At 67.9% G+C, this 13,681-nt stretch carries 15 protein-coding genes; 7 read left to right on the top strand and 8 right to left on the bottom strand.

Translation table 11 applies throughout. From position 1 onward, the window contains the following. Window positions 1-212 precede the first annotated feature (212 nt). Window positions 213-1,079 carry a GNAT family N-acetyltransferase gene (locus BLU79_RS22705; protein WP_093907679.1) on the top strand — a complete coding sequence of 289 codons (867 nt, stop codon included), beginning with the start codon at window positions 213-215 and terminating at the stop codon, window positions 1,077-1,079. Between the two features lie 85 nt (window positions 1,080-1,164). Here the strand turns inward: BLU79_RS22705 and BLU79_RS22700 are convergent, their stop codons facing one another. Next, window positions 1,165-1,587 carry a GlcG/HbpS family heme-binding protein gene (locus tag BLU79_RS22700; RefSeq protein WP_093907678.1) on the bottom strand — a complete coding sequence of 141 codons (423 nt, stop codon included), beginning with the start codon at window positions 1,585-1,587 and terminating at the stop codon, window positions 1,165-1,167. Window positions 1,588-1,674: 87 nt separating this feature from the next. After that, window positions 1,675-2,886 (bottom strand): MFS transporter, encoded by a 1,212-nt coding sequence (locus BLU79_RS22695; RefSeq protein WP_093907677.1) that lies wholly within the window; start codon window positions 2,884-2,886, stop codon window positions 1,675-1,677. 141 nt (window positions 2,887-3,027) lie between these two features. On the opposite strand from BLU79_RS22695, the gene BLU79_RS22690 reads away from it, so the two are divergent. Continuing rightward, on the top strand, window positions 3,028-3,486 hold the full coding sequence (locus tag BLU79_RS22690) for a MarR family winged helix-turn-helix transcriptional regulator (RefSeq protein ID WP_093907676.1): 459 nt from the start codon (window positions 3,028-3,030) through the stop codon (window positions 3,484-3,486). A 9-nt stretch (window positions 3,487-3,495) separates the two neighbouring features. Then, the gene (locus BLU79_RS22685; RefSeq protein WP_093907675.1) at window positions 3,496-3,948 is read left to right on the top strand and encodes a GNAT family N-acetyltransferase; all 453 of its coding nucleotides are present in this window, start codon (window positions 3,496-3,498) and stop codon (window positions 3,946-3,948) included. A 47-nt stretch (window positions 3,949-3,995) separates the two neighbouring features. On the opposite strand, the gene BLU79_RS22680 is transcribed toward BLU79_RS22685, so the two are convergent. Beyond that, complete coding sequence (locus BLU79_RS22680) at window positions 3,996-5,387, bottom strand: serine hydrolase domain-containing protein (protein ID WP_093907674.1); 1,392 nt, start codon at window positions 5,385-5,387, stop codon at window positions 3,996-3,998. A gap of 61 nt (window positions 5,388-5,448) precedes the next feature. Then, window positions 5,449-6,927 carry a replicative DNA helicase gene (gene dnaB, locus BLU79_RS22675; RefSeq protein WP_093907673.1) on the bottom strand — a complete coding sequence of 493 codons (1,479 nt, stop codon included), beginning with the start codon at window positions 6,925-6,927 and terminating at the stop codon, window positions 5,449-5,451. Between the two features lie 460 nt (window positions 6,928-7,387). Between dnaB and BLU79_RS22670 the strand changes: the two genes are divergently transcribed. Beyond that, entirely contained in the window at window positions 7,388-8,725 is a 1,338-nt protein-coding gene (locus tag BLU79_RS22670) for an MATE family efflux transporter (RefSeq protein ID WP_093907785.1), read from the top strand. 147 nt (window positions 8,726-8,872) lie between these two features. Here BLU79_RS22670 and rplI read toward each other — a convergent pair whose 3' ends face one another. The 4 genes from rplI to rpsF form a co-directional block, all read right to left on the bottom strand. Further along, window positions 8,873-9,319, bottom strand: a complete 447-nt coding sequence (gene rplI / locus BLU79_RS22665) for a 50S ribosomal protein L9 (RefSeq protein ID WP_093907672.1) — start codon at window positions 9,317-9,319, stop codon at window positions 8,873-8,875. Window positions 9,320-9,337: 18 nt separating this feature from the next. After that, the gene (rpsR, locus tag BLU79_RS22660; RefSeq protein WP_003949403.1) at window positions 9,338-9,574 is read right to left on the bottom strand and encodes a 30S ribosomal protein S18; all 237 of its coding nucleotides are present in this window, start codon (window positions 9,572-9,574) and stop codon (window positions 9,338-9,340) included. A 45-nt stretch (window positions 9,575-9,619) separates the two neighbouring features. Continuing rightward, entirely contained in the window at window positions 9,620-10,219 is a 600-nt protein-coding gene (locus BLU79_RS22655) for a single-stranded DNA-binding protein (RefSeq protein WP_093907671.1), read from the bottom strand. A gap of 80 nt (window positions 10,220-10,299) precedes the next feature. After that, window positions 10,300-10,590 (bottom strand): 30S ribosomal protein S6, encoded by a 291-nt coding sequence (gene rpsF / locus BLU79_RS22650; RefSeq protein WP_005482942.1) that lies wholly within the window; start codon window positions 10,588-10,590, stop codon window positions 10,300-10,302. A 287-nt stretch (window positions 10,591-10,877) separates the two neighbouring features. Between rpsF and BLU79_RS22645 the strand changes: the two genes are divergently transcribed. The 3 genes from BLU79_RS22645 (at window position 10,878) to BLU79_RS22635 (ending at window position 13,640) form a co-directional block, all read left to right on the top strand. Further along, a complete protein-coding gene (locus tag BLU79_RS22645; RefSeq protein ID WP_093907670.1) occupies window positions 10,878-11,186 on the top strand; it encodes a hypothetical protein in 309 nt (102 codons plus the stop codon). Between the two features lie 205 nt (window positions 11,187-11,391). Continuing rightward, window positions 11,392-12,510, top strand: a complete 1,119-nt coding sequence (gene femX, locus BLU79_RS22640) for a peptidoglycan bridge formation glycyltransferase FemX (RefSeq protein ID WP_093907669.1) — start codon at window positions 11,392-11,394, stop codon at window positions 12,508-12,510. Window positions 12,511-12,608: 98 nt separating this feature from the next. Then, window positions 12,609-13,640, top strand: coding sequence for an alanine racemase (locus BLU79_RS22635; protein WP_093907668.1), 1,032 nt, complete (start codon window positions 12,609-12,611; stop codon window positions 13,638-13,640). Window positions 13,641-13,681 lie beyond the last annotated feature (41 nt).

The raw sequence follows: 13,681 nt of genomic DNA, 5'->3' as shown, positions 1-13,681 counted from the left end.
GACGGGCTGTCGCTCCCACGTCCCGGCGGACGCTCACCGAACGCCCTCTGATGGTCGCCCTTTGATGGACGCTCGCCGTTCGTCCATGTTTCACGTGAAACACCCGGCGTCAGCCGGCTCATTGTGCGGTGGTCCATGACATGGCCAAAAGCTCGTACGTCTCCCCGGAAACGGCTGGACGACCAGGGCAGTCGTCAGACAGCCTGACCTGCGTGCCGACTCCTTCCCTCGCCGCTCTGCCCATCCGCCGTCTGACGCCTCGCGACCTCACCGCCTGCGCCGACTTGTCCGAGGATCGGGGCTGGCCCCGTGAGGAACACAAGTGGGGGTTCCTCCTCACGGCCGGCAAGGGATATGGCATCGACGACCCCGACGGCGGTCTCGTCAGCGCCTGCGTGGTCACGGAGTACGGACCTCAGGGCCGACCCGATCTGGGAGCCATCGGCATGGTCCTGGTCGCCGAGCGGCATGCCCGACAGGGCATCGGACGCCGACTGATGCGTCACGTCATCTCCGCGATGGGCCCGACCCCACTGACACTGCACGCGACGCCGAACGGCCGACCCCTCTACGAGGAACTCGGCTTCAAGGCCACGGGTCGGGCGGAGATGCTGCGCGGCCACTTCCGCCCCGCCTCGTCGGCACCCGAGGTCGCCACGCGCGCGGCCACCGCCGAGGACCTGACCGCGATCGTGCGGCTCGACGAAGAGGTGTTCGGCCCCGACCGCACGCACATCATCACGCGGCTCCCCGCTTTCACCGACCAGCTGCGCGTCGCCGAGGCGAACGGCCGGATCGTCGGATACGCGGGCGCCTGGCCCAACATGGACACGCAGGTCGTGGGCCCGCTGATCGCCCACGACACGGAGACCGCGAAGGCACTCATCGCCTCCCTCGCCGCCCACACGGACCGCCCGTTGCGCACCGACATCGACGTCCGCCACGAGGAGCTGCTGACCTGGGCGAAGGAGCACGGTCTGGCATCCGTCGCCTTCAACTCGGTCATGACGCACGGCATCGCGGAACTGCCCGGCGACTGGACCAGGCGATTCGCTCCCCTGACGGTGGCGGCGGGCTGAAGCGAGCGGCTACGAGCCGAAGCAACCGAAGGAAGCGCCGGTCCTCATCAGGGACCGGCGCTTCGTCGTCGACACGGCGGTGCTGTCAGACGAGTGCCTCGATCGCGGCCGTCGCGAACTGGTGGTCCTGCTCGGGCGCGCCGCCGCCGACCCCGATCGCTCCGATCAGTCGGCCGTCTCGATGGATCGGCACACCGCCCGCGATGAAGAGCAGCGGCCGATCGAGAGCGGTGGGCAGGGTGTGGAAGAGGCCACCAGGCTGCACGGCGTCGACGAGATCGACGGTGGGGGCATCGAGCTGGAGTGCCGTGTAGGCCTTACGCGTGCTGGTCTCCCCGGAGATCAGCACGGCTCGGTCGTCCCGCCGGAAGGCGAGCAGCTGACCTCCGGCGTCCAGGATCGTGACGCTGACGGTCACCCCGGCGGCCTCGGCGGCCTGGTGTGCGGCGGCGACAAGGACGTCGGCGTCCTGGGTGGTCAAGGGGGCGATGGCGGTGGCGGTGCTCATGAGGGTTCTCCTTGCGGTGTGGTGCCGAGGTGGACAGTCACGGGGCCGTATGTGCGGCGGCGGCCCTGACGCCGCACACGGGTCGGATCAGTGGTGGGCGGTGGCTCGCTGGTCAGCGGGCGCGGTGCCCGTGACGACGGGGCTGGGGGCCGCTCCGTCGCGGCGCTCCAGTGCGGCCGAGAGGAAGGCGAGCAGCAGCGCGGCGGCGGCGAGGGCGGCGCCGACCCAGTTGGGGGACGTGTAGCCGAACCCGGCCCCGATGACGAGGCCGCCGAGCCAGGCGGACAGGGCGTTGCCGAGGTTGAAGGCGCCGATGTTCACGGCCGACGCCAGCGTCGGGGCGCCGTGCGCCTGGTCGAGGACGCGCTTCTGCAGCGGCGGCACGGTGGCGAAGCCCAGGGCACCGATCAGCGCGATCGTGATCGCCGCGAGGATCTTGTTCTGCGCGGTCAGCGTGAAGAGCGCGAGCACGAGGGCGAGGGCCCCCAGGGAGACGTACAGCATGGGCATCAGCGCGCGGTCGGCGTACTTGCCGCCGACCAGGTTGCCGCCGACCATGCCGAGCCCGAACAGGACCAGCAGCCAGGTGACCGAGCCGTCGGAGAAGCCGGCGACATGGGTCATCATCGGCGCGATGTAGGTGATGGCCGCGAAGACGCCGCCGAAGCCGAGCACCGTCATCGCCATGGCGAGCAGGACCTGGGCGTTCTTGAAGGCGGCCAGTTCGTGGCGCAAGCGTACGCCCTGCTGCTTGGGCATGTCCGGGACGAGCTTGGCCACGCCTGCCAGGCCGACGAAGCCGAGGGCGGCGACGATGCCGAAGGTGACGCGCCAGCCGACGGACTGCCCGACGAACGTGCCCAGCGGGACGCCGACGACATTGGCCACGGTCAGGCCGGTGAACATCATCGCGATGGCGCCGGCCTTCTTGTCCGGGGCGACCAGGTCGGCCGCCACGACCGAGCCGATGCCGAAGAAGGCACCATGGGCGAGCGAGGCGACGACACGGCCGATCAGCATGACGGCGAAGGCGGGAGCGACCGCTGACAGCAGGTTGCCGATGATGAACAGTCCCATCAGCAGCATCAGCATGCGCTTGCGGGAGACCTTGGTGCCGAGCACGGTCATCAGGGGAGCGCCGAGGACGACGCCGAGCGCGTAGCCGGTCACCAGGAACCCGGCGGTGGGGATGGAGACCCCGAAGTCGCCCGCGACCTCGGGCAGCAGCCCCATGATCACAAACTCGGTCGTTCCGATTCCGAAGGCCCCGATCGCGAGGGCCAGAAGCGCGAGAGGCATGAAGGGGTACACCTTCCCATACGATTGCAGGAGCGCTTTACACGTGATGACAATACTTGCACACGCGGCATACTTGCAAGCGCAGACTATTGCGACTCTGCTCTATCCTGGCTTCAGCCGCTCCGGGACGGAGGAAACGCCATGACAGCGACGGACCCCGCGCTCACCGCCCTCGCCCAGGGCTGGTGCGCCCTCTCCCTGCTGCACGGGAGGATCGAGGCGCACATCGAGCGCGCCCTGCAGGCCGGGCACGACCTCAGCGTGCGCGAGTACTCCCTGCTCGACGTCCTCAGCCGCCAGCACGACGGCGAAGGCGGCCACCTGCAGATGAAGCAGGTCGCCGACGCGGTCCTCCTCAGCCAGAGCGCCACCACCCGCCTCGTCACCCGCCTGGAAGACCGCGGCCTGCTCTCCCGCTACCTCTGCCCCACCGACCGCCGTGGCATCTACACCAACGTCACCGAAACAGGACTCAAGCTCCTCGAAGAGGCCCGCCCCACCAACGACACGGCTCTGCGTGAGGCCCTCGACCAAGCCGCGCAGAACCCTGAACTCGTTCCCCTGGTCCGGGTCGTGGAGACCCTCCGGGCACCCGCATAGGGTGCGAGCATGGGAGATCTTGAGATACGCCCGGCTGTCACCGATGACATCCCCGCGATCGTCGGCATGCTCGCGGACGATCCGCTGGGCGCCCAACGTGAGTCACTGGACGACCTGACCCCATACCGGGCCGCGTTCGAGCGACTCAGCAGCGACCCGAACCAGCACCTGGTCGTCGCCGTCCGCGAGGGCCGTGTCGTCGGCACGCTCCAGCTCACGGTCATCCCCGGGCTGTCGCGGCGCGGCTCGACCAGGTCGATCATCGAAGCCGTACGCATCCACGCCGACGAGCGCGGTAGCGGCCTGGGCACGCAGCTCATCGAGTGGGCGATCGATGAATCCCGGCGGCAGAACTGCCAGTTGGTGCAGCTGACCTCCGACAAGAGCCGTACGGACGCCCACCGCTTCTACGAGCGGCTCGGCTTCACGTCCTCGCACATGGGCTTCAAGATCCAGTTGTGAAACGGTGATGGGCCTGTTTCACGTGAAACAGGCCCATCACCAGACCGTCAGAACGATCCGCTGCCCCGCCACCCGTCGGGATCCACTCCTCCCGGCACAGCAGCCCCCTCGTCGTACGGCTGACGCGTGAAGACGAACGACCCGAGGTCCAGATGGTCCACGGCCCCGTCCGGGCGTCGTACGGCCTTCAGGAGCTCGCTGGCGTAGTAGCCCTCCAGCCCGGTCCATGTGCCGTCACCGTTGGCCCGGAAACGCGAGCGCCGCCCCTTGCCGGACAACGGCTCCAGCGAGACGAGCCCATCAGCCGTCAGCCGCAGAGCGAAGGGATGCGTTCCCCAGTACCACTGGCCCGCCAGCTCCAGGACCGCCGAGTCGACTTCGGGCATCGGACGCCAAGGATCGGGGATACGCGGCTCGGCCTCGGCGACGATACGGACGAGGTCGGCGGCGACGGTGAACAGCAGTGGGCCGGATGTGCAGTTGGCCAGGACGACGGCTGCGAGATCGTCCTCCACACTCACAGTGAGGCAGGCAAGGAAGCCCGGCAGGGATCCCGTATGTCCGACGAGGGTCCTGCCGTCCTGATGCCGGATCTCCAGTCCCAGGCAGTAGGCATAGCCGCTCGCCACATCCGCCGCCTCCGACGGAGCCGCCGGCGTCCTCATCTCCCGCAGCGACTCAACGCTCAGCACACGCTCGTCGCCCTTGGCCAGGAAGGCCGCGAACCGCGCCAAGTCACCAGTCGTCGACCACAGTTGACCGGCCGGCGCCATCCGTCCCAGGTCTTCGACAGGCTCGGCAAGCATCACATCGGCCCAGGGATGCACCGCCCAGCCTCCCGCGTGTGGCGCCTGCGGTCGCGTACTCGTGCGCTTCAGCCCCAGAGGTTCGAGCACTTCACGCCGGAGTACGTCCTCCCACGGGGCCCCGCGCAGCTTCTCGACCAGCGCGCCCAGCAGGGTGTAGCCGGGGTTCGAGTAGTGGAACCGGCGGCCCGACGGATGCAGGAAGGGCTGCTCGCCCAGCACGTCGGAGAGCTCGGGCCGCAGCGCTCCGGAGGTCCTCTCCCACCATGGTCCGGGCGACTCGGCCGCCAACCCACTGGCGTGCGCGAGCAGTTCGGCGATGGTCGCCTCCCCCGCGCCTGTGCCCGGCAGATGCTTCTCCAGCGGGTCACCGAGGTCGAGCAGGCCCTCGTCGCGCAGCCGCAGGACGAGAACGGCGGTGAAGGTCTTGGTGATGGAGCCGATCCGGTACTGAACGTTCTCGTCCGGCGCGTGCCCCTCCACCGACGTCCGCGAACCGTGCCACACGGTTCTGCCGTCCCGTACGACCGCGGCGACCAGCGAGGGCGCGCGGCCTTCGGCCTGGGCCATGGCGATGCGGTGCAGCAGTGCCCGGCGTGTGGCGGGGAGCAGCTCTTCCTGGGGTGTCGTCATGCCCCCAGTCCACCCCGGCGGCCTCTCGGGAGTCGAGCGCATATCCCCGGGGTGAGTCGGATCAGGTCTGCGCCATGTCCACGAACCGTGAGTAGTGGCCCTGGAAGGCGACCGTGATCGTCGCCGTCGGGCCGTTACGGTGCTTGCCCACGATGATGTCGGCCTCGCCCGCGCGGGGCGACTCCTTCTCGTAGGCGTCCTCGCGGTGCAGCAGGATCACCATGTCGGCGTCCTGCTCGATGGAGCCGGACTCACGGAGGTCGGACACCATCGGCTTCTTGTCCGTGCGCTGCTCAGGTCCACGGTTGAGCTGTGAGAGCGCGATCACCGGGACCTCCAGCTCCTTGGCCAGGAGCTTGAGGTTTCGGGACATGTCCGAGACCTCCTGCTGACGGCTCTCGGAACGCTTCGAACCACCGGCCTGCATCAGCTGCAGATAGTCGATGATCACGAGCTTGATGTCGTTGCGCTGCTTCAGCCGACGGCACTTCGCGCGGATCTCCATCATCGACAGGTTCGGCGAGTCGTCGATGTACAGCGGCGCGGCCGAGACCTCGGGCATTCGGCGGGCGAGGCGTGTCCAGTCCTCGTCCGTCATGGTGCCGGAGCGCATGTGGTGCAGGGCCACCCGCGCCTCGGCCGACAGCAGACGCATCGCGATCTCGTTGCGCCCCATTTCGAGGGAGAAGATGACGCTCGGCAAGTTGTGCTTGATCGACGCCGCCCTCGCGAAGTCCAGCGCGAGCGTGGACTTACCCATGGCGGGACGTGCCGCGATGACGATCATCTGCCCGGGGTGCAGACCGTTGGTGAGCGAGTCGAAGTCGGTGAACCCCGTGGGCACACCGGTCATCTCGCCGGTGCGCGAGCCGATCGCCTCGATCTCGTCGAGCGCACCCTCCATGATGTCGCCGAGCGGCAGATAGTCCTCACTGGTGCGCTGCTCGGTGACCGCGTAGATCTCGGCCTGGGCGCGGTTGACGATCTCGTCGACGTCGTCGTCGGCCGCGTATCCCATCTGCGTGATGCGGGTGCCGGCCTCGACCAGGCGGCGCAGCACAGCACGCTCATGGACGATCTCCGCGTAGTACTCGGCGTTCGCCGCCGTCGGCACCGTCTGGACGAGGGTGTGGAGATACGAGGCACCGCCGACCTTGTTGATCTCACCGCGCTTGGTGAGCTCGGCGGCGATGGTGATCGGGTCGGCCGGCTCCCCCTTGGCGTAGACATCGAGGATGGCCTGGAAGATCGTCTCGTGCGCCGGCTTGTAGAAGTCGTGGCCCTTGATGACCTCGACCACGTCGGCGATGGCGTCCTTGGACAGAAGCATGCCGCCGAGGACGGACTGCTCGGCGTCGAGATCCTGCGGTGGTACCCGCTCGAAGGCCGAGCCCCCGCCGTCCCACTCACCGTTCTCCCGGCCGCGGTCGTGCTGCTCATCACGTCCTCGGCCACCGTCACCGCGTCGGCGGGAAGCGGGCAGACGATCGCTGGGACCGCTGTCGGCCCACGGATCGTCCAAGGGCTCGGAAATGCTCACCCGAGCGACCTCCTCCCGTCCGCCGAGCGGACCTCGCCGTGCCTCTCTGTTCTACGGCACGCCACTGACAAATGAGAGGCCCAACTCCGGTTCTGGCACGTCGGTTTTCTGACGGTTCCAAGCCCGACGGACGGAGTGGGCGCCGGTCCACGTTAGGCCTGTGGGCACCGTCAGCCAATCTGGTTATCCACAGGCCATGTGGACGACGGCCCGGATGCTGTGGAGAACTCCACAAAACCTGTGCACGACACGGTGGACAGCCCTGTGAACAAGCGCGGTGCGATTCACAAGCACGTCCATTGACCTGCACCTTTACCGTCCACCGGCTGTGCAGAAGAAAAACTTCCCCAGTCGGACCAAGATCGCTTCGAACGGTGCGCGGAAGCACACACCATGAGACGCTCAGTAAGGGTCACTACATCATTGCATCTCTTACCTGTGGACGATTAGATTGGTGGTCATGACACAGGCTCCCGCGACCCCCAAGGCCGCCCGGCGACAGCACGACCGAGAGATCGTCGCCCTGGCCGTTCCGGCCTTCGGCGCACTTGTCGTCGAGCCCCTCTTCGTCATGGCCGACAGCGCGATCGTCGGCCATCTCGGCACCGCACAACTCGCCGGACTGGGGGTCGCCTCGGCCCTTCTCATGACGGCCGTGAGCGTCTTCGTCTTCCTCGCCTACGCCACCACAGCGGCTGTTGCCCGACGCGTCGGCGCCGGCGACCTCCCGTCCGCCATCCGCCAGGGTATGGACGGCATCTGGCTGGCGCTCCTCCTCGGCGCCGCGGTCATCGCGGTCGTTCTCCCCTCCGCACCGTTCCTGGTCGAACTCTTCGGCGCCTCGGACACCGCGGCCCCGTACGCGACCACCTATCTACGGATCTCGGCGCTCGGCATCCCTGCGATGCTCGTCGTGCTCGCCGCCACCGGCGTTCTGCGCGGCCTGCAGGACACCAAGACGCCTCTCTACGTCGCCGTCGCAGGCTTTGTGGCCAACGCCGCCCTCAACGTAGGTCTCGTCTACGGCGCCGACCTCGGCATCGCCGGTTCCGCCTGGGGCACCGTCATAGCCCAGTGCGGTATGGCTGGGGCCTACCTCGTGGTCGTCGTCCGAGGCGCCCGTGAACACGGCGCCTCCCTGCGCCCCGACGCGGCGGGGATAAGGGCCTCGGCACAAGCCGGAGTTCCCCTGCTGGTCCGCACCCTCTCGCTGCGGGCGATCCTGATGATTGCCACGGCTGTCGCGGCCCGCCTCGGGGACGCCGACATCGCGGCACACCAGATCATCCTGTCGCTCTGGAGCCTGCTCGCCTTCGCTCTGGACGCCATCGCCATCGCCGGGCAGGCCATCATCGGTCGGTATCTCGGTGCGAACGACACTGAGGGCGCCCGGGCCGCCTGCCGCCGCATGGTGGAGTGGGGCATCGCGGCCGGTGTCGTCCTCGGACTGCTTGTGGTGATCTCCCGCCCGGCCCTCCTGCCGCTGTTCACGAGCGACGCCTCGGTCAAGGACGCCGCATTGCCGGCCCTGGTGATCGTGGCGCTGTCCCAACCGATCTGCGGCGTCGTCTTCGTCCTGGACGGCGTCCTGATGGGAGCGGGCGACGGGCCGTATCTCGCCTGGGCCATGGTGCTCACCCTCGCGGTCTTCACTCCGGTCGCACTGCTCGTCCCCGTGCTCGGTGGTGGTCTCACGGCGATCTGGGGAGCGATGACGCTGATGATGGCGGTGCGCATGCTGACGCTCTGGCTACGCGCCCGTTCGGGCCGCTGGATCGTCACGGGAGCGACCCGCTGACCGTTTCACGTGAAGCAGCGTGTTTCACGTGAAACGAGGCTCGATCCGCTCCCACACTCAGAACCCACAGCACAAAACCCACGGCGAAAGGGCCGTACCCCAGCGGGTACGGCCCCTTCATTCAGCTGTTCAAGCCGAGCGCAGCGATCAGGCCGCGACGACCTCGATGTTGACCTTGGCGGCAACCTCGGGGTGCAGACGCACGGACGTCTCGTGGGCGCCCAGGGTCTTGATCGGCGAGCCGAGCTCGATGCGGCGCTTGTCGACCTCGGGACCACCGGCGGCCTTGATCGCGGAAGCGATGTCGGCCGGGGTGACGGAACCGAAGAGACGACCGGCGTCGCCGGAGCGAACGGCCAGACGGACCTTGACGGCCTCGAGCTGGCCCTTGACCTGGTTGGCCTGCTCGATGGTCTGGATCTCGTGGATCTTGCGAGCGCGACGGATCTGCTCGACGTCCTTCTCGCCACCCTTGGTCCAGCGGATAGCGAACTTCCGCGGGATCAGGTAGTTGCGAGCGTAGCCGTCCTTGACGTCAACGACTTCGCCCGCGGCGCCGAGGCCGGAGACCTCGTGGGTGAGGATGATCTTCATGTGTCGGTCACCCTTCCCTTATCGCGCGGTGGAGGTGTAGGGCAGCAGCGCCATCTCACGGCTGTTCTTGACGGCCGTGGCGACGTCACGCTGGTGCTGCGTGCAGTTGCCGGTCACGCGGCGGGCACGGATCTTGCCGCGGTCGGAAATGAACTTCCGCAGCATGTTCGTGTCCTTGTAGTCCACGTACGTGACCTTGTCCTTGCAGAAAGCGCAGACCTTCTTCTTAGGCTTGCGCACAGGCGGCTTCGCCATGGTGTTTCTCCTGTGTGATCAAGAAGTTTGGGTACGAACCCGCCCCTAGAAGGGGGGCTCGTCCGAGTAGCCGCCACCGCCACCGCCGCCGCCGGAGTTTCCACCCCAGCCGCCGCCACCGCCGCCGCCGCCCTGGTTGCCACCGGCGGGAGCGCCGGTCGCCCACGGGTCGTCGGCGGGAGCGCCGCCGCCCTGCTGACCGCCGCCGGAGTTTCCACCCCAGCCGCCGCCACCCTGGCCGCCACCGCCACCGCCGCTGTAACCGCCCTGGCCACCGCGGCCGGCGGTCTTGGTGACCTTGGCCGTGGCGTTGCGCAGGCTGGCGCCGACTTCCTCGACGTCCAGCTCGTAGACCGTGCGCTTGACACCCTCACGGTCCTCGTAGGACCGCTGCTTCAGCCGGCCCTGCACGATGACGCGCATGCCTCGCTGGAGCGACTCGGCGACGTTCTCCGCCGCCTGACGCCAGACCGAGCAGGTGAGGAAGAGGCTCTCGCCGTCCTTCCACTCGTTCGTCTGGCGGTCGAAGGTGCGGGGAGTGGACGCGACACGGAACTTCGCGACCGCCGCACCGGAGGGGGTGAAGCGCAGCTCGGGGTCGTCGACAAGATTGCCGACGACCGTGATGACGGTCTCGCCTGCCATGGGGAACCTCTCGGCGGGTTTGCTGCTCTGGCTGCTTGGTTGCTGCTACTCGAATCCCGAGATCAGCTGAGCGGGAGAGCTCAGTGGGTCTCGGGGCGGAGGACCTTGGTCCGGAGGACCGACTCGTTCAGGTTCATCTGGCGGTCGAGCTCCTTGACGACCGCAGGCTCGGCCTGCAGGTCGATGACCGAGTAGATGCCCTCGGGCTTCTTCTTGATCTCGTACGAGAGACGACGACGGCCCCAGGTGTCGACCTTCTCGACCTTGCCGTTGCCCTCACGGACGACGGAGAGGAAGTTCTCGATCAGGGGGGCGACAGCGCGCTCCTCCAGATCGGGGTCGAGGATGACCATCACCTCGTAGTGACGCATGTGGAACCCACCTCCTTTGGACTCAGCGGCCACGGTCGTTCCGTGGCAGGAGGGTCGTGATGCGTACGCAACGGTATCGGCCGCCACTGACAATCGGGGACCGGCCAGCGGTTTCCCCTGCGTGGACTGGGCGGACTCCCTGGCATGGCCTGGGCAGACACCGGTGCAGACGGTACAGAGTACCCGCACACGTGCTTCCGGTTGAAATCAGGCCGGGCAGCCCGTCAATCTGTACACATCGGGTGTGTATGGCGCTACGATGCGCCGCCTTCCGCAGGAGGTGCCCTATGGCACAGGCATTGCGACCCAACACCGTCGGAGGCCTTTTCGCCACGGACGGAAAGCCCCATCCCCTCCAGGGCACCTTGCTCGTGGTAACCCTGGTGCTCGGGATCACGTCGTTCGTCACAGCCCAGTTCTACAGCCTGCATCTGCTCAGCTCCTGGACGGGACTGGTGGGCATCCTCACCGGTGGCTACGGCCAGTGGATCTCGGAGACGACTCGTGAGCGCTTCGGCCTGATCGTGGGTCTCGGCGCCTCCGGAGTCGGCTTCTTCCTCGGCATGGCGCACGGCGGGCTCTTCGGCGGCTTCTGACGCGCCTGGGGCAACGCCCTCCTCGTACCGACCACGGAGACCGTCCTCCGAACACCGATAGAACACCCTCGAACGCCTCGGTGGCCCTCGAAGCCGGGGCGAAGCTTCGTACGCCCAGTCGAGGCGCTCCCCAGGCGCAGTAGGCTTCCGCGAGAGCCGGAGCCCCTGTACCCATGGGGACACACCAGCCCGAGGAGCGCCCCGAATGAGCCTGACCCTGAGGACGATCAGTCGCGAGCAGCATCTGGCATACATCCAGAGCCTGCCGGCGGCGAGCCACATGCAGGTTCCGGCCTGGGCCGATGTCAAGGCGGAGTGGCGGTCGGAGAGCCTCGGCTGGTTCGACAAGTCCGGTGAGCTGGTCGGCGCAGGTCTCGTCCTCTACCGGCAGCTGCCCAAGATCAAGCGCTATCTCGCCTACTTGCCCGAGGGCCCGGTCATCAACTGGTTCTCGCCAAATCTGAACGACTGGCTGGAACCGATGCTCGCGCATCTCAAGCACCAGGGCGCCTTCTCCGTGAAGATGGGTCCGCCGGTGATCATCCGCCGCTGGGAGGCCACGTCCATCAAGGCGGGTATCCAGAACCCGGACGTGAAGCGGCTGCGCGACATCGAGGCCGACTTCATCGAGCCGCGCGCCTTCGAGGTCGCCGACAAGCTCCGTCGTATGGGCTGGCAGCAGGGTGAGGACGGCGGGGCCGGCTTCGGCGACGTCCAGCCTCGATACGTCTACCAGGTGCCGCTGGCGAACCGCTCCCTGGAAGAGGTCCACAAGAACTTCAACCAGCTGTGGCGCCGCAACATCAAGAAGGCCGAGAAGGCCGGTGTCGAGGTCGTCCAGGGCGGCTACCAGGACCTCGAGGAATGGCAGCGGCTGTACGAGATCACCGCCGTACGCGACCACTTCCGGCCGCGCCCGCTGTCGTACTTCCAGCGCATGTGGACGGCCCTCAACACCGAGGACCCCAACCGCATGCGGCTGTACTTCGCCCGCCATGACGGTGTGAACCTGTCGGCGGCGACGATGCTGATCGTCGGCGGCCACGTCTGGTACTCCTACGGCGCCTCCGACAACATCGGCCGTGAGGTCCGGCCCTCGAACGCGATGCAGTGGCGCATGCTGCGCGACGCCTACGCGCTCGGCGCGACCGTCTACGACCTGCGCGGCATCTCCGACTCGCTGGACGAGACGGACCACCTCTTCGGCCTGATCCAGTTCAAGGTGGGCACAGGCGGCCAGGCCGCCGAGTACCTCGGCGAGTGGGACTTCCCGCTGAACAAGCTGCTCCACAAGGCGCTCGACATCTACATGTCGCGTCGCTGACCTCGCGTACCCAGCTTCGATACCGTCAATTGCTGCACCGTCGATAGCTTCCATATCTCTGATACACCGCAGCCACGAGAAAGGTTCCAGGTCCGGCCATGGCGCTCACGCTCTACGTCGACACCGCGCGCTGGCGGGCGCACCACAAGCACGTGCAGGAGCAGTTCCCGGGACTCGTCCCGGTCTGCAAGGGCAACGGCTACGGGTTCGGGCACGAGCGGCTGGCGGAGGAGGCCACACGGCTGGGCTCGGAGGTCCTCGCCGTCGGCACGACGTACGAAGCCGCGCGGATCAAGGACTGGTTCGGCGGTGACCTGCTGGTGCTGACGCCGTACCGGCGCGGCGAGGAGCCGGTGCCGCTGCCCGACCGCGTCATCCGCTCCGTGTCATCCGTGGACGGCGTGTACGGCCTCGTCGGCGCCCGCGTCGTCATCGAGGTGATGTCCTCGATGAAGCGGCACGGCGTGAGTGAGCGCGACCTGCCGCAGCTGCACGCCGCCATAGAGAACGTCCGGCTGGAGGGCTTCGCCATCCACCTGCCGCTGGACCGCACCGACGGTTCGGACGCCGTCGAGGAGGTCATCGGCTGGATGGACCGGCTGCGTGCGGCCCGGCTACCGCTGCACACGATGTTCGTCAGCCACCTCAAGGCCGAGGAACTCGCCCGCCTGCAACAGCAGTTCCCGCAGACCCGCTTCCGCGCCCGGATCGGCACGCGGCTGTGGCTGGGAGACCACGACGCCACCGAGTACCGCGGCGCGGTCCTGGACGTCACCCGCGTCTCCAAGGGCGACCGCTTCGGCTACCGGCAGCAGAAGGCGGCCTCCGACGGCTTCCTGGTGGTCGTGGCGGGCGGTACGTCGCACGGAGTGGGTCTGGAGGCTCCCAAGGCCCTGCACGGCGTCATGCCGCGCGCCAAGGGCGTCGCCCGGGCCGGCCTGGCCACGGTCAACCGGAACCTTTCTCCGTTCGTCTGGGGCGGCAAGCAGCGGTGGTTCGCCGAGCCGCCGCACATGCAGGTCTCCATCCTGTTCGTCCCCTCGGACGCTCCCGAGCCGAAGGTCGGCGACGAGCTGGTCGCCCATCTGCGGCACACCACCACGCAGTTCGACCGGATCGTCGACCGCTGAACGACGCCGCCCGCCCGGCAGCTGAACCACCGCTGCCGGCA

This window comes from Streptomyces sp. cf386 (assembly GCF_900103585.1).
GTDB lineage: Bacteria > Actinomycetota > Actinomycetes > Streptomycetales > Streptomycetaceae > Streptomyces.
The sequence above is the reverse complement of the archived record's forward strand: the minus strand, read 5'-3'. Positions and strand labels throughout refer to the sequence as shown.

Coding starts and splice junctions, on each gene's coding strand:
- BLU79_RS22700 (WP_093907678.1), bottom strand. CDS start 1,587: ATGAGCACCGCCACCGCCATCGCCCCCTTGACCACCCAGGACGCCGAC.
- BLU79_RS22670 (WP_093907785.1), top strand. CDS start 7,388: ATGACACAGGCTCCCGCGACCCCCAAGGCCGCCCGGCGACAGCACGAC.
- BLU79_RS22680 (WP_093907674.1), bottom strand. CDS start 5,387: ATGACGACACCCCAGGAAGAGCTGCTCCCCGCCACACGCCGGGCACTG.
- BLU79_RS22685 (WP_093907675.1), top strand. CDS start 3,496: ATGGGAGATCTTGAGATACGCCCGGCTGTCACCGATGACATCCCCGCG.
- femX (WP_093907669.1), top strand. CDS start 11,392: ATGAGCCTGACCCTGAGGACGATCAGTCGCGAGCAGCATCTGGCATAC.
- BLU79_RS22635 (WP_093907668.1), top strand. CDS start 12,609: ATGGCGCTCACGCTCTACGTCGACACCGCGCGCTGGCGGGCGCACCAC.
- BLU79_RS22655 (WP_093907671.1), bottom strand. CDS start 10,219: ATGGCAGGCGAGACCGTCATCACGGTCGTCGGCAATCTTGTCGACGAC.
- BLU79_RS22645 (WP_093907670.1), top strand. CDS start 10,878: ATGGCACAGGCATTGCGACCCAACACCGTCGGAGGCCTTTTCGCCACG.
- rpsR (WP_003949403.1), bottom strand. CDS start 9,574: ATGGCGAAGCCGCCTGTGCGCAAGCCTAAGAAGAAGGTCTGCGCTTTC.
- BLU79_RS22695 (WP_093907677.1), bottom strand. CDS start 2,886: ATGCCTCTCGCGCTTCTGGCCCTCGCGATCGGGGCCTTCGGAATCGGA.
- rpsF (WP_005482942.1), bottom strand. CDS start 10,590: ATGCGTCACTACGAGGTGATGGTCATCCTCGACCCCGATCTGGAGGAG.
- rplI (WP_093907672.1), bottom strand. CDS start 9,319: ATGAAGATCATCCTCACCCACGAGGTCTCCGGCCTCGGCGCCGCGGGC.
- BLU79_RS22690 (WP_093907676.1), top strand. CDS start 3,028: ATGACAGCGACGGACCCCGCGCTCACCGCCCTCGCCCAGGGCTGGTGC.